Below are 17,666 nucleotides of genomic sequence, written 5' to 3' on the forward strand. Positions count from 1 at the left end.
TACGTGTATGTATGTTGCGCGCATGGGGATACGCACCGGCAGGGTCGCCGACGTCGAGCACGCCGGGCGGCCGTGGAGGATCCACGACATCGCGCCCGACTTCCGGCTCGAGGACGTCTGGTCCTACCGCACTCCCGGCGCCGGACCAGACGACTTTCCGGTCATGCTCGCCGCCTTGCGTGCCGCCGGCGGGCTCAACGAGAACCCTCCGCTCGTCCGCTTCCTCTTCGCGGTCCGCTGGCGGCTCGGCGCGATGCTCGGTTGGGACTCGTCCGACCAGGGACTCGCCTCTCGGGTCGACACGCTCCGTGACCGGCTCCCGTCGGACCTGATCCAGGAGGCGGCCGGCGACCCGGTCCCCAACACGCCGTTCACGATGGTCTACGAGCTCCCCGACGAGTGCGTCATCGAGCTGGCCAACAAGACCGTCCACGACCTGTGTCACCTTGGCTGGGTGCCGAACGGCGACGGCGAGTACGAGCTGAGGATGGCAGCCCTCGTCAAGCCCAACGGTGTCTTCGGGCGGATCTACATGGTGGCGATCAAGCCGTTCCGCTACCTGATCGTCTATCCCGCCCTGACCCGCAAGTGGGAGCGCGCGTGGCTGGAGCGGGAGCGCCTCGTCGGCCCGACTCCTGCGGCGTCGTGAGCGGGTCCGTCGCGCGGCGTACGCAGGCCGACCGTCGTGAGCGGACTCGGTGGTCCCTGCTCGTCGCGGCGGCGCGGGGCCTGTCCACGTACGGCTACGCCAACCTGGTCCTGGAGCAGGTGGCCAAGGACGCGGGCTACACCCGCGGCGCGCTCTACCACCTCTTCGCCAACAAGGAGGAGCTCGCCCTCGCCGTTGTGGAGTGGGTCGCCGAGACGTGGGACGCGGAGGTGCGACGACCGAGTCTCGACGAGGGCGACCCCCTCGCGGTTCTGCTCACGATGGCCCGGCGCCACGCCGCGTACTGTCGCGGTCACGACCGTGCACGAGTCATGCTCACGCTGCGAGTCGAGCTCACCGGTCAGGACCACCCCGTCGGGCGCGCGATGGAGACGACCTACGACCGGCTCGAGGCCGAGTGCGCCGATCTGGTGCGGGCAGGGCGCCGAGACGGCTCGATCCCGGCCGGACCCCCACCCCGGCTGACGGCCCGGGCCTTCCTGGCGATCTTGGAGTCGGTCGGCATCGAGCTCGCCAGGAGCGCGCCGCACGACGTCGAGTTGGTTGAACGCGCCGTGCAGGGCGTCCTCGGAGTCCCGTCCCCACCCGTGGACTGAGGCTGCCGCGCACGTCCGCGTCACGCCGTACGGCGTCGGAACAGGCGCGCGGAGCACACCGCCGCCCCGACGAGGATCACGCCGCACCACCCGAGAGCCCACCAGCCGTGGTCGCCGATCGGCGTTCCCATCCACAGCCCACGCAGCGTCTCGATCATCGGCGTCATCGGCTGGTTCTCGGCAAACCCGCGCAGCGCGGGCGGCAGCGTGTCCGCGGGCACGAACGCCGTGCTGACGTAGGGCAGGAACGCGAGGACCATCGTGAAAGCGTTCGCGGACTCTGGAGTCCGCGCGATCAGCCCGACTGTCGCGGCGAGCCACGAGATCGCGAGGACGAAGACCGTGAGAGCGCCGATCGCTGCCAGCCATGCGACGGGTCCGCCACTCGGCCGCCACCCGACGAGCAGCGCGACCCCGATGACGAGGGTGGTCGCGACGGCGTTGCGGGCCACGCTGGCGACGACGTGACCCACGATCACCGACCCGGCGGCGATCGGCATCGAACGGAACCGGTCGATGATGCCGTTGGTCATGTCGTGCGCGACCGCAGCGGCCGTCGTTCCCGCCCCGAACCCGGCGCAGAGCAGGATGATCCCGGGCACGACGTAGTCGACGTACGCACCGTCGGTCGACAGGGCGCCCCCGAACACGTAGACGAACAGCAGCATCAGCGCAACCGGCAGAGCCAGTGCGGTGAAGAACGCCTCGGGGTTGCGCAGGGTCGTCACCAGGCTTCGGCGGACCATCACCTGCGAGTCGAGAACGAGGCTGGCGCGGGGGGTCGTGGCGGTGCTCATGGGCGGGCCTCCAGGCTCGGTGCGGTGAGGGTACGGAAGACGTCGTCGAGGCTCGGTGCGTGCATGTCGACCCGGCGTGGGGGTGCGCCCGCGGCCGCGAGCTCGGCGAGCACCCGGCACACCGACTCTGGGGCTGCGTCGGTGGGGACGTCGACGGTGAGGAGGACGGGGTCGGCGGTGACCTCGGGCGTACGCACACTGGCGAGCGCGGTCTCGTAGGTCCGGGCATCGCCGTAGGAGAGTCGCAGGATCTCGCCGGAGACCTGGGCCTTCAGCTCCTCCGGTGTGCCGTCGGCCACGACCCGACCACCGTCCAGGACGGCGACGCGGTCAGCGAGCCGGTCGGCTTCCTCGAGGTGCTGCGTGGTGAGCAGGACCGTCACACCCGTGTCGGCCAGCTCCCGCACCGTCGCCCAGACCTGGTCGCGGCTGCGCGGGTCGAGCCCGGTCGTCGGCTCGTCGAGGAAGAGCAGCGTCGGGGGCACGACCATGCTCATCGCGAGGTCGAGCCGACGCCGCTGGCCGCCGGAGTAGGTCGACGCGCGGCGGTCGGCGATCGCGGTGAGGTCGAAGCGCTCGACCACGTCGTCGACGCGCGCGGCGCTGTCTGGACGGGGCAAGCGCCGCAGGCGCGCCACCATCGTGAGGTTCTCCCGGGCGGTGAGGACCTCGTCCACGGCGGCGTACTGGCCTGTGAGGCTGATGGCGTTGCGGACGGCGTGCGCCTCCCGCGCGACGTCGCGGCCGGCGACGCGGGCGCTGCCGCCGTCGTACCCGATGAGCGTCGCAAGGACCCGCACCAGCGTGGTCTTCCCGGCGCCGTTCGTGCCGAGCAGGGCGAGCACCGTCCCGGTCTCGACAGCCAGGTCGACACCGCGCAGGACGTCGGTGGAGCCGTAGCTCTTGGTGAGGCCTTCGACCTCCACTGTGTATGTCATACGCAAAACCGTATACGTGATACACAGAAGGAGCAAGGCCTTATCGTAAGGCCGACGAGGAGGTCGGATGGCCCAGGACGAGATGCAGCTCCCGGACGAGCTCGCCCTGCTCTGGGGCAGGCGCTCCGGCGGTCGTCGAGGACCACGTCCGGAGCTCGACGCGAGCGCGATCGTCGCCGCGGCCGTCGAGATCGCCGACACCGACGGCCTCAACGCCGTGTCGATGGCGCGCGTCGCCAAGCAGCTCGGATTCTCGACGATGGCGCTCTATCGCCACGTCGCCAACAAGGACGAGCTGCTCTCGCTCATGTGGAACGAGAGCGCGTCCGTGGCGCAGCGGGTCGAGCTGACCGGCGACGGGTGGCGGGAGCGCATGCAGTCGTGGGCCACCCTCCAGCAGCAGATGCTGACGGGCCACCCGTGGCTCGCGCAGATGCCGATGAGCAACCCGCCGATGGGACCGAGCGCCTTCGCGTGGCTCGAGCGCGGCCTCGACGCGCTGTCCGGCACGCCGCTCTCCGACGCGGAGAAGCTGCAGGCGGTCGGCGCGATCAGCGCCTACTCCCTCGCCGAGGCGCGGATGGCGTACGAGGAGGCGACCGCGGCGGCCCGTCGACGCGCCGCAGGCAAGCCCGTCGTGGCGTTCGAGAACGTCCTCGCCGTCCTCGCCGACCCGGAGACCTTCCCGAACCTCGCCCGTCTCGCCGCGACCCTCTCGCCGATGCCTGCCGTCGGCGAGGCCGGCTATGAGGAGTACGGCGAGGCGAGCTTCGGCTTCGGTCTCGACCTCCTCCTCGACGGGATCGCCGCCCTCATCGAGCGCCGCGAAGGTCAGCGCCCCGCGCCGTGAGACGCCCCGTCCCCGAGACGCGGGAAAACCCGGTGACGTGCCCGGTTAGACTGACGAGGACGCAGCGTGGCGTCCAACCACCAGACTCCGAGGCAGACGAGGAACGTCCGTGGGCATTGTCGTCCAGAAGTACGGCGGCTCGTCGGTGTCCGACGCCGCCAGCATCAAGCGCGTCGCGCAGCGCATCGTCGCCACCAAGAAGGCGGGCAACGACGTCGTCGTGGTCGTCTCCGCGATGGGCGACACGACCGACGAGCTCCTCGACCTCGCCCACGAGGTCTCGCCCCTGCCCGACGGCCGCGAGCTCGACATGCTGCTCACCGCGGGCGAGCGGATCTCGATGGCGCTGCTCGCGATGGCGATCGGCAACCTCGGCCAGCAGGCGCAGTCCTTCACGGGGTCCCAGGCCGGCGTGATCACCGACTCGGCGCACGGCAGGGCCAAGATCATCGACGTCACGCCCGGGAGGATCCGCCGGGCGATCGAGGAGGACGCCGTCGCGATCGTCGCGGGCTTCCAGGGCGTCTCGCACGACAGCAAGAACATCACGACCCTCGGCCGCGGCGGGTCCGACACCACCGCGGTCGCCCTCGCCGCCGCGCTCGAGGCGGACGTCTGCGAGATCTACACCGACGTCGACGGCATCTTCACCGCCGACCCGCGCATCGTCCCCGCAGCCCGCCGCATCCCGGTCATCTCGTACGAGGAGACGCTGGAGATGACGGCCAACGGCGCCAAGATCCTGCACCTGCGCTGCGTCGAGTACGCGCGCCGCAACAACATGCCCATCCACGTCCGCTCGTCCTTCTCCACCAAGCAGGGGACCTGGGTGGTCAGCGCGGAGCGGATGGCGGAGCTGTTGTCCACGGAACTCACGAACGAAGTCGATGGGGAGGCTCCCGTGATGGAGCAAGCGATCATCTCCGGCGTTGCGCACGATCGCAGCGAGGCCAAGATCACCGTCGTCGGGGTCCCCGACAAGGTGGGCGAGGCGGCGCGCATCTTCGAGGTGCTCGCGGAGGCGCAGATCAACCTGGACATGATCGTCCAGAACGTCTCCGCCGCCTCGACGGGCCTGACCGACATCTCCTTCACGCTGCCGCGCGCCGACGGTCAGACCGCGATGACGGCGCTGGCACGGCTCAAGGACGAGGTCGGCTACGCCCAGCTGCAGTACGACGACGGGGTCGGCAAGATCTCGCTCGTCGGCGCGGGGATGCGCACCAACCCCGGCATCTCGGCGCGGTTCTTCAAGGCGATCGCCGACGCCGGCGTCAACATCGAGATGATCTCGACCTCCGAGATCCGGATCTCGGTCGTCGTCAACGAGCAGCAGATCGACGACGCGGTCACCGCCGCGCACCGCGCGTTCGACCTGGACTCCCACGAGGTCGAGGCCGTCGTCTACGGCGGCACCGGTCGCTAGGCACGAGGAGCACACCACCATGGCCCACGGACTGAAGATCGGCGTCGTCGGCGCGACCGGCCAGGTCGGCGGCGTGATGCGCACGCTGCTCCAGGAGCGCGCGTTCCCGATCGACGAGATCCGCTTCTTCGCCTCGGCGCGCTCGGCGGGCACGACGCTGTCCTTCGCCGGACGCGACGTCGTCGTCGAGGACACGGCGACCGCCGACCCGACGGGCCTCGATGTGGCCGTGTTCTCGGCCGGTGCCACCATGTCGCGGGTCCAGGCACCGCGCTTCGCCGCGGCCGGGGTGACGGTCATCGACAACTCGTCGGCCTGGCGCAAGGACCCCGAGGTTCCGCTGGTCGTCTCCGAGGTCAACCCGGAGGCCATCGAGCAGGCGGTCAAGGGCATCATCGCCAACCCGAACTGCACCACGATGGCCGCGATGCCGGTGCTGAAGCCGCTGCACGACGAGGCGGGACTGGTGCGTCTCGTGGCCAGCACCTACCAGGCCGTGTCGGGGTCGGGACTCGGTGGCGTCGAGGAGCTCGCGACGCAGGCCGAGAAGGTCGTCGCCGGTGCTCGCGCGCTGACCTACGACGGCTCGGCGCTGGACTTCCCCGAGCCGCAGAAGTACGTCGCTCCGATCGCGTTCAACGTGCTGCCGATGGCCGGCTCGGTCGTGGACGACGGCAGCGAGGAGACAGACGAGGAGCAGAAGCTGCGCAACGAGTCGCGCAAGATCCTGGGCCTCCCCGACCTGCGCGTGTCCGGCACGTGCGTGCGCGTGCCGGTGTTCACCGGCCACTCCCTGTCGCTCAACGTGGAGTTCGCCGACGCGATCACCCCCGGCCGGGCGCGGGCGCTTCTCGCCGAGGCGCCCGGGGTTCAGCTCGTCGACGTGCCGACGCCGCTGCAGGCCGCCGGTGCCGACCCGAGCCTCGTCGGACGGATCCGCCAGGACTCCAGCGTCGACGGTGAGCGCGGTCTCGTGCTCTTCGTCAGCAACGACAACCTGCGCAAGGGCGCGGCTCTCAACACCATCCAGATCGCTGAGCTGATCGCGGCACGCTGACGTGCCGGTCGTCGTCCGGCCTCGCGACCCCAGGGACGTCGACGCGCTCGTGGCGGTGCTGGCGGTCGTGCACGAGCACGACCGCTATCCCATCGTCGGCGCGCACGTCGAGCCCGGGTGGATCCTCGAGCCCGACGGCCCTGCCTGGGTGGCCGAGCTCGACGGAGCGGTGGTCGGTCAGGTGGCCCTGCAGTCCGGCGCCGACCCGGTCGCGGCCGAGGCGCTCGGGGTCGGTCCGGCCGAGGCGCTGACGCTCGCCCGGTTCTTCGTGGACCCGGCCGCGAGGGGCACGGGAGCCGCCCGATCGCTGCTGGACGCCGTCGAGTCGTACGCCCGGGAGGCAAGGCGGCCTCTGGCTCTCGAGGTCGTCGCGCACAACGAGGCGGCGCGGACGCTCTACGCCGGCCGGGGCTGGACCCCTCTCGGGCCGTATGCGGCCCGCTGGTTCGGCGACGACGGGCCGGTGTTCGAGGCCCACCGGTTCGTCCTTCCGACCGCGGGCGCACCGCGCCCCCGCGATGTGGAACGATCGGCCACGTGAGCGAGATCAGTCCGACCGGAGATCCCTGGAGCCGCTTCTCTCGAGATCCGCGTGACCCTGCGGTCTCGGCCCTGCGCACCGGTGACGTCGACCGCGCCGTCCTGACCGACGTCCTCGGCGAGGCCTTCTCCGACGGACGGCTCACCCGTGAGGAGTACGACGAGCGTGCGGACGAGGCAGTCCGGGCGCGTACGTACGGTGACTTCCTCCCGCTGATGCAGGACCTTGTTCCCACCAGCGGAGCCGCGGCGCCCCCGGTGCGCCGTGGCGACACCCCGGACCTTCAGCGTGCCGCGGTGAAGGCGTACGAGCGCAAGCGTCGTGACTCGTGGGTCGAGGCCGTGACGATCACCCTGATCTGCACCGGCATCTGGCTGGCGATCAGCCTCGCCGGCGGCGGGTTCGACCCTCACTTCCCGTGGCCGATCATCGTCGCGGTGATCGCGTTCGCCGACTCCATCGAGACGACGGCGAGCCGGGAGAAATACATCGAGAAGGAGCGCGCGAAGCTCGAGCGCAAGGCGCGCAAGCAGGAGCGCAAGGAGCTTCCGGGCTCCTGATCGGGTGCCTGTGCCTCACACCGACGCTGACGCGTCGACCCGCGTACGGAGCAGGTCCAGCGCCCGCTGCGGGCGGTCGGTGATGATGCCCTCGACCCCGGCATCGGCCGCCCGCAGGATCGCCGCCGGCGCGTTGGCCGTCCAGACGTAGGTCTCGAGCCCCGCGAGCTGGGCACGACGGACGTACGCCGAGGTGACCGCTCCGTGCCAGGGGTTGACGGCGTCAGCCCAGGCCTCGAGCCTGGGCTGACGGGGCGTGGAGTGGACCAGGAGCCCGCGCGGGACCTCCGGAAGCAGGCGCCCGAGCTCCCGGAGCGCTGGTGCGTGGAAGCTCTGCGCCGTCACCGACACCCCGGGCGAGAAGCAGCGCAGGACCTCCGCGACCGCGCCGACGAGCCGGGGTTGCGTCTCGGGGTTCTTGATCTCGGCGAGGAGCGCGACGCCGGTGGCGCGGAGCGCGTCGAGCACCTGCTCCAGCGTCGGGACCGGCTCTCCGGCGAACGCGGCACCACGCCCGGAGCCTGCGTCGAGGCGCCGTACCTCGTCGTCGGTGAAGGTCCAGACGGGGTCGTGGGCGCGACCGGGGTGGCGCCGAGCGACGTCGGTGGTGCGCGCGAGCGTCGGGTCGTGGACGACGACGGGCGTGCCGTCCCGGGTGGACTGGACGTCGATCTCGACCGCGTCGACGCCGATCGCCACTGCTGCGGCGACAGCGGCGAGCGTGTTCTCCGGCGCGACGGCGTGGGCGCCCCGGTGGGCGACCACGCGCGGGCGGCGCATCGTGGTGATCTGCTCGTTCATGCTGCGAGCGTCGTCCGGACCGATGGAGCGCGGGCGAGAACGAGGTGGACACGGGGTGAACGGACGCTGAGGTGTTGTCCGAGTTGGCGGCGTAGGATACGAACATGCGTTCGATCGATGCTGTGGTGGGAGGGCGGTGAACGGCGACGCCACCATCCTCCACGCCGACCTCGACTCGTTCTTCGCGTCGGTCGAGCAGCGCGACGACCCTTCCCTCCGCGGCCGGCCGGTCCTCGTCGGCGGGGGTGTGGTCGTCGCCGCGAGCTACGAGGCCAAGGCGTACGGCGTGCGGACACCGATGGGCATCGTCGAGGCCAAGTCCCTGTGCCCGGGCGCGATCGTGGCGTCGCCACGCTTCGAGGCGTACTCGGCCGCCAGCAAGGCCGTCTTCGAGCTGTTCCGCGACACCACCCCGCTGGTCGACCCGATCTCGATCGACGAGGCGTTCCTCGAGGTCGGTGGGCTGGCGCGGCTCGTCGGGTCACCGGAGTCGATCGGGGCTCGGCTGCGCGCACGGGTCCGCGACGAGGTCGGGCTGCCGATCACGGTCGGGATCGCGCGCACCAAGTTCCTCGCCAAGATCGCCAGCGCCCACGCCAAGCCCGACGGCTTGCTCGTCGTGCCGGTCGACGGTGAGCAGGCGTTCCTGCATCCGCTGCCGGTCGAGCGGATGTGGGGGGTCGGGGCCAAGACCGGCGCGAAGCTGCGGGCCCGCGGCATCGAGCGGATCGGAGAGCTCGCGGCAGTGCCGCCGCACGCGCTGTCGGCGTACGTCGGTCGGGCGGCGGCGTACCATCTGCACGCCCTCGCCAACGGGCAGGACCCGCGTCCCGTCGAGACAGGGAGACGACGACGATCAGTCGGGGCGCAGCGTGCGCTGGGACGGCGGCCGAAGTCCATGTCCGACATCGACGCGGCGCTCGCGGGTCTCGTCGACCGCGTAGCGCGACGGATGCGCAAGGCGGAGCGAGAGGGGCGGACGGTCACGTTGCGGCTTCGCTTCGACGACTTCACGCGCGCGACCCGCTCGCACACGCTTCCTCGACCGACCGCGCGGACCGAGCGGCTGCTGCTCGTGGCGCGGTCGTTGCTCGACATGGCTGCGCCGATGATCGCCGAGCGTGGGTGCACGCTGGTCGGCGTGGCCGTGAGCGGGTTCGATGCCGACACGGGCGTCCAGCTCGAGCTGCCGTTCGGGGAGCCCGACACGGCGACGCTCGATCTGGCGCTCGACGACGTGCGGGAACGGTACGGCTCGTCGGCGGTCCTGCGGGGCTCGCTCGTACGGCGCGGCGAAGGCCTCGCGATGCCGACCCTCCCCGACTGACCCCTCCCTTCCTCCGCTCGCGGGTCACTCTCTTCCGCTCGCGGGTCACCGTCGGGTGTTCCCGGGTCACTGTCGTGCGCTCGCGGGTCACCGGGACTGACCCGCGGGCGCCAGGGACTGACCCGCGGGCGCCAGAGAGTGACCCGCGAGCGGAAGGGAAGGGGCGGGGTCAGGCGTCGCCGCGCAGGCCTTCGTACGCCTCGAGGGTCTCCGGGTTCTGCAACGCACCGCGGGCGGCCGCGTCGTCGATCGCCGTCCCGCGCAGGATCTTCTTCACCGGCACCTCGAGCTTCTTGCCCGACAGCGTGCGCGGCACCCCGGGCACCTGGTGGATCACGTCCGGCACGTGCCGCGGCGACAGCTGCGAACGCAGGGCGCCGGCGATGGTGCGCTGCATCGCCTCGTCCAGCTCCAGTCCCTCGGCCAGTACGACGAAGAGCAGCAGCTCCCCGGCGCCACCCTCGGCGTCCTCCAGGTGTACGACGAGACTGTCGGTGACCTCGTCCAAGCCCTCGACCACGGAGTAGAACTCGGCCGTCCCGAGGCGCACCCCGCCGCGGTTGAGGGTCGCGTCGCTGCGCCCCGTGATCGTGCACGAGCCGTCGGCGCGGATCGTGATCCAGTCACCGTGACGCCAGACGCCGGGGAAGTCCTCGAAGTACGCGGCGTGGTAGCGCGATCCGTCGTCGTCACCCCAGAACCCGATCGGCATGGACGGCATCGGCTCGGTGATCACGAGCTCCCCGAGCTCGTCGACGACCGGGCGGCCGTCGATGTCGTACGCGGCGATGGCGACGCCCAGGTTGGGCCCGGAGATCTCGCCGGCGTACACGGGGAGCATCGGGTTCGCGCCCACGAACCCGGTGCACACGTCCGTGCCGCCGGAGAGCGAGCCGAGGTGGACGTCGCCCCCGACCGCCTCGTACACCCACCGAAACCCCTCGACCGGCAGCGGCGCGCCCGTCGACCCGACACCGCGCAGCCGCGACAGGTCGGCGACGTCCTTCGGCACCAGCCCCTCCTTGCGGCACTGGAGCAGGAACGGCGCGCTCGTCCCGAAGTAGGTGATGCCGAGCTCGTCGCTCATCCGCCACAACGACCCGAGGTCGGGGTGCGCGAGGTTGCCGTCGTACATCACGACGGTCGCGCCCGACAGCAGCCCCGAGACGAGCAGGTTCCACATCATCCAGCCGGTGGTGGAGAACCAGAAGAAGACGTCCTCCGGGCCGAGGCCGAGCTCGAGCGCCACGGACTTCGTGTGCTCGACGGTGATGCCGCCGTGGCCGTGGACGATCGGCTTGGGCAGTCCGGTCGTGCCGGACGAGAACAGCAGATAGAGGGGGTGGTCGAACGGTACGCGGTCGAACGCGAGCTCGGCCGGCTCCGCCACCAGGTCCGCCCACGTCACGGAGTCGGCGGGTGCCGCCGCCTCCGGGTCGAGGTACGGCAGCCACACCGTCGCGCGCAACGACGGCAGCGCCGCCCGGATCGCGGCGACCTCGTCGCGCCGGTCGACCGCCTTCGTGCCGTAGCGGTAGCCGTCGACCGCGAGCATCACGGTCGGCTCGATCTGCCCCCAGCGGTCGATCACGCTCCGCGTCCCGAACTCGGGTGCGCAGGACGAGAAGATCGCGCCGAGGCTCGCTGCGGCGAGCAGCAGGACGAGCGTCTCGGGCACGTTGGGGGCGTACGCCACCACCCTGTCGCCGCGGGTGATCCCGAGGCGTACGAGGCCCGTTCGTGCCCGAGCGACCGCGTCTCTCAGCTCGGCCGCCGTGTACGTCACGTCGTCGCGCGACTGCGACCGTGCGACTACGACGACATCGTCGTCGGCCCGTCCGGGCATCTGCAGCATGGCCTCGGCGTAGTTCAGCGCGACGCCGGGGAACCACGTACGGCCAGGCACCGGCGGCGCGCCGTCGGCGGCGGGCACGAGCGCGACGGCCGGGTCATCCTCCGCGCCGTCGACCGTCCCGGGGATCGCGAAGTACGTCCAGATCGAACGCCAGAACGCGTCCTGGTCGTCGACCGACCAGGCGTGCAGGGCGCGGGCGTCGGCGAGCGGCGGACCTCCGTGGGACTCGGCCCAGTCCATGAAGGCGCCGATGCGCGTCGTACGGCGCGCGTCGGGCGCGGGCTCCCAGAGGACCTCGTGCGTCACCTGCGGTGTGAACATGGCGACACCCTAGACGGCGTGGAGCACGGCCTCCCACGCGTGTCACGGCTCGACGACGGCGAACCTCGGGTCGGGCTCGTCGGTCAGCCCGATGATCGTGGTGAGCACCGACATGTCACCGTCCGCACCGACGCCGTCGAGCGAGCCCGACCCCAGCAGGCCGAGCAGCTGCGGACGGGTGAGGCGGAGGGTCAGGTCGGCGGCGTCGTCGCGGGTGGTCGGGAAGTGGACGAGCGCACCGTTCGAGAGCTCCATCCGGTACGCCTCGCCCGAGTCGGTGAAAAGCCACGTGATGCTCCCGGTCACGCCCGCAGCCTTCGCCCCGTCGAGCCGGATGGCGATGGTGTCGAACAGCTGGGTCGTCGTCAACGCGCTCACCATCCCCGAGGCCGCGAAGGAGGCGGTCGGGCTACCTCCGCGGAGCTCGTGCGCGCCGGTGAGGAAGCAGTTGCGCCACGTCGCGTTCTCGGCACCGAGACCCAGCGACTCGAGGACCTCCGCCAACACCTCGCGGGCCTGCGCGTTGCCCGGCTCGGCGAACACGGCGTGACTGCCCAGCTCGGCGGCGAAGCGGAGGTCGCCCGCATCCGCGTAGCGTCGGACCGCGTCCACCACGGCGTCGACACCGCCGAGGAGCTCGACGTAGCGGTCGGCCCGGTTCTCCGGCGTGTGCTCCCACAGGTGGGCGGGATTGCCGTCGTACCAGCCGAGGTAGCGCTGGAAGACCGCCTTGACGTTGTGGCTCAGTGACCCGTAGTAGCCGCGCGTGCTCCACCGTTGTGCCAGGGAGTCGGGAAGGTCGAGCATCTCGGCGATCTCGCTGCCGACGTAGCCCTGGTTCATGAGGCGCAGCGTCTGGTCGTGCAGGTACGCGTAGAGGTCCCGCTGCTCGGTCAGGAAGGCGATGACCTCGTCGGTCCCCCACGTGGGCCAGTGGTGCGACGAGAACACCACGTCGGAGTCGTGCGCGAACAGCTCGATCGACTCCGCGAGGTAGCGCGACCAGATTCGCGAGTCGCGGACCTGGGCGCCGCGCAGCGTGAGCAGGTTGTGCATCGTGTGGCACGCGTTCTCCGCCATGCAGAGCACCCGCTCGTCGGGGAAGGAGAAGTTCATCTCTGCGGGCGACTCCGTCCCCGGCGTCAGCTGGAAGACGATCCGCACACCGTCGAGGGTCTCCTCCTGGCCGGTGTGCGTGATGTCGACCGTCGGCGGAAGGAGCCCGACCGTCCCCGCCGAGGTGCGCGGGCCGAGACCGATGCCGACGGCCCCGGTCACCGAGGCGTCGAGCGGGTGTCCGTCGTAGTAGTAGCCACGCCGCAGCATGGCCACACCGGCGTACACGTTCTCCGACACCGCGTGCTCGAGGAAGTGCTCCGGCGCGAGGATCGGCACGTCGGTGGACGCGTCGACGACGCCGAGCACGCCCCCGAAGTGGTCGATGTGCGCATGCGTGTAGATCACCGCGCTGACCGGGCGGTCCCCTCGGTGCTCGCGATAGAGGGCGAGCGCAGCGGAGGCGGTCTCGGCGCTCACGAGCGGGTCGATGACGATGACGCCCGAGGTCCCCTCGACCAGCGTCATGTTCGAGATGTCGAACCCGCGGACCTGGTAGAACCCGGGCGCGACCTCGTACAGGCCGTGGCGCGACGTCAGCTTCGCCTGGCGCCACAGGCTCGGGTGGACCTCCTCCGGAGCGCTTCCGGACACGAACGCCAGCGCGTCGGCGTCGAAGACGACCGTCCCGGTGGCGGAGGTGATCGTCGCCGGCGAGATCGTTCCGACGAATCCCCGGTCGGCGTTGGCGAAGTCTGGGTGGTCCTCGGAGTACGACACGGCCATGGGAGTCTCCGTCTGGTGGCGCGGTCAGCGACCTCTCCACCATCGTCGGTGCCCTGGACGTGCGCATCTCCCGGCCGACGGGCCGGGAGACGACGAAACCCCAGATCCGGTGGGGATCTGGGGCTCATGCTGTCGGGGTGACAGGATTTGAACCTGCGGCCTCGTCGTCCCGAACGACGCGCGCTACCAAGCTGCGCCACACCCCGTGGCTCCTCGTACGTGGTACGAGCAGAACCTCTCCGCGAGTGGGCCCGCGCTCAGTTCCTCGGAGAGTCTACCGGACGCATCCGGAGCACTGTCGCCTCGGGTCGGCACGCGAAGCGGACGGGTGCGTACGGCGATGTGCCGCAGCCGGCAGAGACGTGGAGCCACGAGGCGTCATGGCCCGCGGTCCGGTGCTGGTGGAGGCCGCGGGCACGCCGACGGTCGATGTCGCAGTTGGTCACGAGCGCGCCGAAGCCGGGCACACGGAGCTGGCCGCCGTGGGTGTGCCCGGCAAGGATCAGCGGGTATCCCTGGACGTTGAACGCGTCGATGGCCCGCAGGTACGGGGCGTGGACGACGGCGATCGCGAGGTCCGCCGACGGGTCGGCCGTCGTCGGGATCGCCTCGAGGTCGTCACGGTCGACGTGGGGGTCGTCGAGCCCCGCGAACGACAGCGAGAGCCCGCGGACGTCGAGCTTGCCGGTCGCGTTGTTGAGGTCGATCCAACCGGCCTCGCTGAAGGCGGTCCGCATCTCCTCGTACGGGAGGTCGGCGGTGCGGCGGCGTACGCCTGACGGCCCCATGAGATAGCCCGCCGGGTTCTTGAGCGTCGGCGAGTAGTAGTCGTTGGAGCCGAAGACGAACACTCCTGGGACACCGAGCAGGTCGTTGTAGGCCTGGAGGACGGCGGGCAGCGCCTCGAGGTGTGCGAGGTTGTCGCCGGTGTTGACGACGAGGTCGGGCTCGTACTCGACCAGGCTGCGCAGCCACCGCTGCTTGCGCGACTGTCCTGGGGTCATGTGGACGTCGGAGATCTGGAGCACCGTGAGCGGACGCGCCTCGGCTGGCAGGACGGGCAGGTAGATCTCGCGGACCACGAAGGCGTTGCGCTCGTAGAGGGACGCGTACGCCAGCGCGCCCGTGCCCGCGGCGGTCGTGGCCAGGAGGGTCTTCGTCAGGGGATGCACGCCTGCAAGCGTGCCACAGGGACGGCTGGGGAATCGGCGTGCCGGGGTGTGAAGCCCTGAGCGATGATGACCTCATGAGCGATCTCAAGGACCGACTGCGCACCGACCTGACCGCGGCGATGAAGGAGCGTGACTCGCTCCGGGCGTCGACACTGCGCATGGTGCTGTCGGCCATCAGTCGGGCCGAGACCGCCGGCAAGCAGGCCAAGGAGCTCTCCGACGCCGAGGTCCAGTCCGTGATCACGTCGGAGTCGAAGAAGCGGCGAGAGGCCGCCGAGGCGTACGAGTCGGGGAACCGGCCCGAGCTGGCGCAGAAGGAGCAGGACGAGGCCGCGATCCTCGCCGACTACCTGCCCGAGCCGCTCGGCGCCGACGAGGTGACCGCCCTCGTCTCCGAGGCGATCACCGAGGTCGGCGTCGCGGGCGAGGGCATGCGGGGCATGGGCAAGGTGATGGGGCTGCTCAAGCCCCGTACGGAGGGCCGGGTCGACGGCGCCGCGCTCGCCGCGGAGGTGCGCAAGCAGCTCGGCGCCTGAGCGCGCGAACGGCGGCCGGCTGAGGAGCCGGCCGCCGCTCGTCGCGCTCGGTCAGTCGTCGTTCCCGCGGCCTCCGCCGCCGCCGTTGCCGCGCCCCGGGCGGTCGTCGCCGCCACCACCGCCACCGCCACGGTCGCCCTTCTTGTCCTTCTTGTCGGGCTTGGCAGGGGCCCGCGGCGTGTCCGAGGGCGCTGCGCCGAGGCTGCCCGGCGACTCGAAGTTGGCGTACGGCAGGTCGTCCTGGATCGCGCGCATGGTGTCGGCCCACATCGGACCGGCGAGCGAGGAGCCACCGACGGCGCTGAAGCCGATGTACTCACCGTTGAGCTGCTGGTTCTCCAGCGACTTCCAGTGGCCATCGCGGTTGGCGCCGGCAATCATCGACGCGTTCACGAGCTTGGGGGTGTAGCCCATGAACCACACCGCCTTGTTGTCGTTCGTCGTGCCGGTCTTTGCGGCCGATGGTTTGTCGAGCTGCAGCGCGGCGCCGAAGCCGCCGGGCGACTGCACGCCGCGGAGAATCTGGTTGACCGAGTCGGCGGTCGCCTGCTTCATGACCTTCTCGCACGCGGGCTGGTAGTCCTTGACGGTCTCGCCCTTGTTGTTGGTGATCAGCGTGACCGGCAGCGGCGTGCAGTACTTGCCACGTGCGGGGAAGGTCGCGTAGGCCGCCGCCATGTCGAGGACGCTCACGTCGACGACGCCGAGCGTGAACGCGGGGACTTCCTGAGTCTTCTCGAACTTGACGCCCATCTTGCGCGCCATCTTCGTGACGGAGCACAGGCCGACCAGCCGCTCGAGCTGACCGAAATAGGTGTTGACGGACTGCCGGAGGCCGCGCGTCATGTCGAAGCCGCCTGCGCCCGTCGAGTTCTGCGGGTTCCACGGCCCGAAGCCGTCGCCGGAGCAGTTGCGGTAGCCGCTGAGCGTCATCGTCTGCGGTGAGTTGAAGTAGGTGGAGGGCGGGTAACCCTTCTCGAGCGCCGCAGCCGCGGTGAACGCCTTGAACGTCGACCCGGCTTGGAAGCCGTTGGCGCCGCCGAGCGACTTGGGCACCGTGTAGTTGATGAAGGTCTCGCCGGCCTTCTTGTTGTTGCCCATCGGGCGCGACTGCGCGAGCGCACGCACCGCCCCGGTCCCGGGGACCACCAGCGCCTGCGCGCCGATCGCGTTGTCGGTGGGCGCCACGCGGTTGCTGACGGCCTTGTCGGCGGCGCGCTGGAACGTGGGCTCGAGCGTCGTCTTGATGACCAGGCCGCCGGTCTCGAGCGTGTGGAGACGCTCGTCCTTGGTCTTGCCCAGCGACTTGTCCTGGAGCAGGTAGGTGCGCACGTAGTCGCAGAAGAACGGCGCCTTGGTGCTCACGCAGCCGTTGGAGAAGCGGGTGATCTTGAGCCCGAGCGGCTGCGCGATGGCCTTCTGGACGACCGAACGTGTCAGGAGCCCTTGGGCCTCCATCGCCGACAGCACGATGTTGCGTCGACGCATGGCGTTCTCGGGGTAGGTCACCGGGTCGTACTCCACCGGGTTCTTGACCAGCCCGGCGAGCGTCGCGGCCTGCGTGAGGGTGAGATCGGCGGCGTCGACCGAGAAGTAGTGCTTGGCAGCGGCGCTCACGCCGTACGCGCCGTCTCCGAAGTAGGAGATGTTGAGGTAGTTCTCGAGGATCTGCTGCTTGCTGTGCTTCTCCTCGTACGACATCGCGTACTTGAGCTCGCGGACCTTGCGGGCCGGCGACACCTCGGTGGCGGCGCGGTGCTCCGCCGTCGTCGTGGCCTGCTGCACCAGGATGTTCTTGACCAGCTGCTGGGTCAGGGACGAGCCGCCCTGGGTCTGGCCGTCGGTGGCGTTGTTGACCAGCGCGCGCAGCGTGCCCTTGAAGTCGAGGGCACCGTGCTCGAAGAACCGCGCGTCCTCGATGGAGACCACGGCCTGCTGCATCACCGGCGCGATCTTCGACAGCGGGATGTCCTGCCGGTTCTGGGAGTAGAAGTAGGTGAGGAGGGACCCGTCGGCCGCGAGGACCTTCGAGCGCTGCGGGATGGGGGTCTCGCGCAGCTCCAGCGGCAGCTCTTCGAAGCCGCGCGCCATGCTGTTGGAGGTCACCCCGACGAACGCGGCGACAGGGATCGCAAGTCCGGCGACGAGTACTCCGGCAAAGAGGCTGAGAAGCGCCATGGAGCCGATCACACGAGCCGCCCCCACGCCTTCGTCGCCGTGTCGACTGGGGCCCAGATTCATGGGCCTAGGTTACGGGAGCCCAGGTCAGTCACCAACTAATGGCCCGAAAGGACTATGGCAAACCATCCCGGGGTGTCTGTTATGTGGCCTGCGACACTGCGAGTGTGTGTGTATCACCACAGGACTTCTCGGTGAT

16 protein-coding genes and 1 tRNA gene are annotated in these 17,666 nt (G+C 70.5%); 9 read left to right on the forward strand and 8 right to left on the reverse strand.

What is annotated here, in order from left to right; all coding sequences use genetic code 11:
* Nucleotides 1-22 precede the first annotated feature (22 nt).
* On the forward strand, nt 23-649 hold the full coding sequence (locus KV102_RS08155; protein WP_220345875.1) for a DUF2867 domain-containing protein: 627 nt from the start codon (nt 23-25) through the stop codon (nt 647-649).
* On the forward strand, nt 646-1,266 hold the full coding sequence (locus KV102_RS08160; protein WP_220343121.1) for a TetR/AcrR family transcriptional regulator: 621 nt from the start codon (nt 646-648) through the stop codon (nt 1,264-1,266). Before KV102_RS08155 ends, KV102_RS08160 begins: the two co-directional genes overlap by 4 nt.
* 20 nt (nt 1,267-1,286) lie before the next feature.
* Here KV102_RS08160 and KV102_RS08165 read toward each other — a convergent pair whose 3' ends face one another.
* Together KV102_RS08165 and KV102_RS08170 are read right to left on the reverse strand one after the other, a co-directional pair.
* Complete coding sequence (locus KV102_RS08165) at nt 1,287-2,063, reverse strand: ABC transporter permease (RefSeq protein WP_220345876.1); 777 nt, start codon at nt 2,061-2,063, stop codon at nt 1,287-1,289.
* A complete protein-coding gene (locus KV102_RS08170; RefSeq protein ID WP_220345877.1) occupies nt 2,060-3,001 on the reverse strand; it encodes an ATP-binding cassette domain-containing protein in 942 nt (313 codons plus the stop codon). The genes KV102_RS08165 and KV102_RS08170 overlap by 4 nt, the downstream gene beginning before the upstream one ends.
* Before the next feature lie 67 nt (nt 3,002-3,068).
* Between KV102_RS08170 and KV102_RS08175 the strand changes: the two genes are divergently transcribed.
* The 5 genes from KV102_RS08175 to KV102_RS08195 all read left to right on the forward strand — a co-directional run bounded on the left by KV102_RS08175 (nt 3,069) and on the right by KV102_RS08195 (nt 7,435).
* Nucleotides 3,069-3,851: a TetR/AcrR family transcriptional regulator gene (locus KV102_RS08175; RefSeq protein ID WP_220345878.1), complete on the forward strand. Its 783-nt coding sequence runs from the start codon at nt 3,069-3,071 to the stop codon at nt 3,849-3,851.
* A gap of 109 nt (nt 3,852-3,960) precedes the next feature.
* Nucleotides 3,961-5,277 (forward strand): aspartate kinase, encoded by a 1,317-nt coding sequence (locus KV102_RS08180; protein WP_220343125.1) that lies wholly within the window; start codon nt 3,961-3,963, stop codon nt 5,275-5,277.
* 19 nt (nt 5,278-5,296) lie between these two features.
* Nucleotides 5,297-6,334 carry an aspartate-semialdehyde dehydrogenase gene (locus KV102_RS08185; protein WP_220345879.1) on the forward strand — a complete coding sequence of 346 codons (1,038 nt, stop codon included), beginning with the start codon at nt 5,297-5,299 and terminating at the stop codon, nt 6,332-6,334.
* A gap of 1 nt (nt 6,335) precedes the next feature.
* A complete protein-coding gene (locus KV102_RS08190; RefSeq protein WP_220345880.1) occupies nt 6,336-6,875 on the forward strand; it encodes a GNAT family N-acetyltransferase in 540 nt (179 codons plus the stop codon).
* Entirely contained in the window at nt 6,872-7,435 is a 564-nt protein-coding gene (locus KV102_RS08195) for a DUF1707 domain-containing protein (protein WP_220345881.1), read from the forward strand. Before KV102_RS08190 ends, KV102_RS08195 begins: the two co-directional genes overlap by 4 nt.
* A 15-nt stretch (nt 7,436-7,450) precedes the next feature.
* Here the strand turns inward: KV102_RS08195 and KV102_RS08200 are convergent, their stop codons facing one another.
* The gene (locus KV102_RS08200) at nt 7,451-8,236 is read right to left on the reverse strand and encodes a glycerophosphodiester phosphodiesterase family protein (RefSeq protein WP_220345882.1); all 786 of its coding nucleotides are present in this window, start codon (nt 8,234-8,236) and stop codon (nt 7,451-7,453) included.
* A gap of 136 nt (nt 8,237-8,372) precedes the next feature.
* Between KV102_RS08200 and dinB the strand changes: the two genes are divergently transcribed.
* Entirely contained in the window at nt 8,373-9,563 is a 1,191-nt protein-coding gene (gene dinB, locus KV102_RS08205) for a DNA polymerase IV (RefSeq protein WP_220345883.1), read from the forward strand.
* A gap of 169 nt (nt 9,564-9,732) precedes the next feature.
* On the opposite strand, the gene KV102_RS08210 is transcribed toward dinB, so the two are convergent.
* The 4 genes from KV102_RS08210 to KV102_RS08225 form a co-directional block, all read right to left on the reverse strand.
* Nucleotides 9,733-11,739 (reverse strand): acetoacetate--CoA ligase, encoded by a 2,007-nt coding sequence (locus KV102_RS08210; protein ID WP_220345884.1) that lies wholly within the window; start codon nt 11,737-11,739, stop codon nt 9,733-9,735.
* Nucleotides 11,740-11,781: 42 nt separating this feature from the next.
* The gene (locus KV102_RS08215) at nt 11,782-13,581 is read right to left on the reverse strand and encodes an alkyl/aryl-sulfatase (protein ID WP_220345885.1); all 1,800 of its coding nucleotides are present in this window, start codon (nt 13,579-13,581) and stop codon (nt 11,782-11,784) included.
* A gap of 132 nt (nt 13,582-13,713) precedes the next feature.
* A tRNA-Pro gene (locus KV102_RS08220) sits at nt 13,714-13,787 on the reverse strand.
* A gap of 51 nt (nt 13,788-13,838) precedes the next feature.
* Nucleotides 13,839-14,753 (reverse strand): metallophosphoesterase, encoded by a 915-nt coding sequence (locus KV102_RS08225; RefSeq protein ID WP_220345886.1) that lies wholly within the window; start codon nt 14,751-14,753, stop codon nt 13,839-13,841.
* A 74-nt stretch (nt 14,754-14,827) separates the two neighbouring features.
* Here KV102_RS08225 and KV102_RS08230 point away from each other — a divergent pair, with 74 nt between their 5' ends.
* Entirely contained in the window at nt 14,828-15,289 is a 462-nt protein-coding gene (locus KV102_RS08230; protein WP_220345887.1) for a GatB/YqeY domain-containing protein, read from the forward strand.
* Nucleotides 15,290-15,340: 51 nt separating this feature from the next.
* Here the strand turns inward: KV102_RS08230 and KV102_RS08235 are convergent, their stop codons facing one another.
* Nucleotides 15,341-17,467 (reverse strand): transglycosylase domain-containing protein, encoded by a 2,127-nt coding sequence (locus KV102_RS08235; protein WP_220345888.1) that lies wholly within the window; start codon nt 17,465-17,467, stop codon nt 15,341-15,343.
* Nucleotides 17,468-17,666 lie beyond the last annotated feature (199 nt).

The sequence above is a fragment of the Mumia sp. zg.B53 genome, from assembly GCF_019550935.1.
Taxonomy (GTDB): domain Bacteria; phylum Actinomycetota; class Actinomycetes; order Propionibacteriales; family Nocardioidaceae; genus Mumia.

What these genes read in the sequence shown, in the direction of transcription:
- KV102_RS08155 (WP_220345875.1), top strand. Translation starts at nt 23, where the DNA reads ATGGGGATACGCACCGGCAGGGTCGCCGACGTCGAGCACGCCGGGCGG.
- KV102_RS08165 (WP_220345876.1), bottom strand. Translation starts at nt 2,063, where the DNA reads ATGAGCACCGCCACGACCCCCCGCGCCAGCCTCGTTCTCGACTCGCAG.
- KV102_RS08170 (WP_220345877.1), bottom strand. Translation starts at nt 3,001, where the DNA reads ATGACATACACAGTGGAGGTCGAAGGCCTCACCAAGAGCTACGGCTCC.
- KV102_RS08175 (WP_220345878.1), top strand. Translation starts at nt 3,069, where the DNA reads ATGGCCCAGGACGAGATGCAGCTCCCGGACGAGCTCGCCCTGCTCTGG.
- KV102_RS08185 (WP_220345879.1), top strand. Translation starts at nt 5,297, where the DNA reads ATGGCCCACGGACTGAAGATCGGCGTCGTCGGCGCGACCGGCCAGGTC.
- KV102_RS08200 (WP_220345882.1), bottom strand. Translation starts at nt 8,236, where the DNA reads ATGAACGAGCAGATCACCACGATGCGCCGCCCGCGCGTGGTCGCCCAC.
- KV102_RS08210 (WP_220345884.1), bottom strand. Translation starts at nt 11,739, where the DNA reads ATGTTCACACCGCAGGTGACGCACGAGGTCCTCTGGGAGCCCGCGCCC.
- KV102_RS08215 (WP_220345885.1), bottom strand. Translation starts at nt 13,581, where the DNA reads ATGGCCGTGTCGTACTCCGAGGACCACCCAGACTTCGCCAACGCCGAC.
- KV102_RS08230 (WP_220345887.1), top strand. Translation starts at nt 14,828, where the DNA reads ATGAGCGATCTCAAGGACCGACTGCGCACCGACCTGACCGCGGCGATG.
- KV102_RS08235 (WP_220345888.1), bottom strand. Translation starts at nt 17,467, where the DNA reads ATGGCGCTTCTCAGCCTCTTTGCCGGAGTACTCGTCGCCGGACTTGCG.